The organism is Pseudoalteromonas sp. ESRF-bin5 (assembly GCF_002632075.1).
Lineage (GTDB): Bacteria > Pseudomonadota > Gammaproteobacteria > Enterobacterales > Alteromonadaceae > Pseudoalteromonas > Pseudoalteromonas marina.
Genome location: NZ_NTLW01000082.1, coordinates 1 through 1503 on the forward strand (window position 1 = coordinate 1; position 1503 = coordinate 1503).

Sequence of the window (1503 nt, forward strand, 5' to 3'; positions counted from 1 at the left end):
CCTAAAGGTGTTAAAGACTTTGGTGAGCAAGATGACACCAGTAAAGTGTACGATAAAAATAATAATTTTTACTATGTACCAGGAAAGTCTTTTCAAGTACCTACAGATGTTAATTACCAAGTCCTAGGTGGCAATGCTCATCCACTTGCGGACGGATTTTTTGATGAAAACCCAGCAAAATGGACCGGTAATGGTGCACGAGCGCCAAAACCTGACATAAACGATTGGTACGAAACCGTAAAAGTGAATTACGGTGTTAAACCAGACGGCAGTTACGACTTTCCAACACTACCAAAAAACATAGAAACGAAAGATTACCGTGTTCATTATGCGTTTTGGCAGGATAAAGAACTCCCTAATAGCTGGTATAAATTTAGAGATATTGCATTGTTTTGGCTCGACAAAGGGGTTGATGGCTTTAGATATGATATGGCCGAGATGGTACCGGTCGAATTTTGGAGTTTTTTGAATTCATCAATAAAAATGCAAAAGCCAGATGCCTTTTTACTGGCTGAAGTTTACAACCCAAAAATGTATCGAGCCTATATTCACCAAGGGAAAATGGATTTTCTTTACGACAAAGTGGGCTTTTACGATACGTTAAAGGCCATTATGCAAAGCAAGCAGCCAGCAAACACTATTTTTGATGCGCATAAAACCGTTGCAGACATAGAGCAACACATGTTGCACTTTTTAGAAAATCACGACGAGCAACGTATCGCTAGCCCTGACTTTGCAGGAAATGCAGTTTGGGGTAAACCCGCCATGGTGGTTTCTAACTTAATTAGTCGTGCACCAAGCTTATTATACTTTGGCCAAGATGTTGGTGAGGATGGATCTGAAAATGCCGGCTTTGGATCGCCTACTCGCACTAGTATTTTCGATTACATAGGCGTACCCGCTCATCAAGCATGGATGAATAACGGTAAGTTTGATGGCGCAAAACTCACTAACGAACAAGCTGCTTTGCGTGAGTACTATAAAGCAATTATGGCTTTAAATAGCTTACCTGCTGTTGTAGGCGGCGATATGCAAAAGCTTAACCTTACAGGTAGCGATCGTATTGTTGGGTTTAGCCGAACGCTAGGGCAGCAAACAATTTTGGTACTAAGTAACTTCAGTGAGCAAACACAGAGTATCTCCGTTGATTTATCTCAGGAGCAAGTAACAAAACTGGGAGAAAGCTCACTAATTGTTGATTTACTTGAGCAACACCAAGTGGAACTTAAAACACACTCACAAGGCACCAAATTTAACCTGACACTTGATGCATTTAGCAGCGCAGTATTAATAAATAAGGCTAATAATGAATAATCAAAATAATAATACCGATAAGCCAAATTTAAGTTTTTGGCAAATATGGAACATGTGCTTTGGCTTTTTAGGCATACAGTTTGGTTTTGCTCTGCAAAACGGCAATGTAAGCCGAATATTTCAAACATTAGGCGCACAAGTTGATGATATTCCTATTTTATGGGTTGCAGCTCCGCTTACAGGCTTAAT

At 40.0% G+C, this 1503-nt stretch carries 1 protein-coding gene and 1 pseudogene; both read left to right on the plus strand.

Annotation, left to right across the window (positions count from 1 at the left end):
• A partial coding sequence (locus BCG07_RS03960; RefSeq protein ID WP_286888799.1) for an alpha-amylase family glycosyl hydrolase occupies positions 1-1314 on the plus strand: 1314 nt, incomplete at its 5' end.
• Positions 1307-1503: pseudogene (locus BCG07_RS03965) on the plus strand (MFS transporter); the annotation flags it as partial. The gene BCG07_RS03960 and the pseudogene BCG07_RS03965, both read left to right, overlap by 8 nt.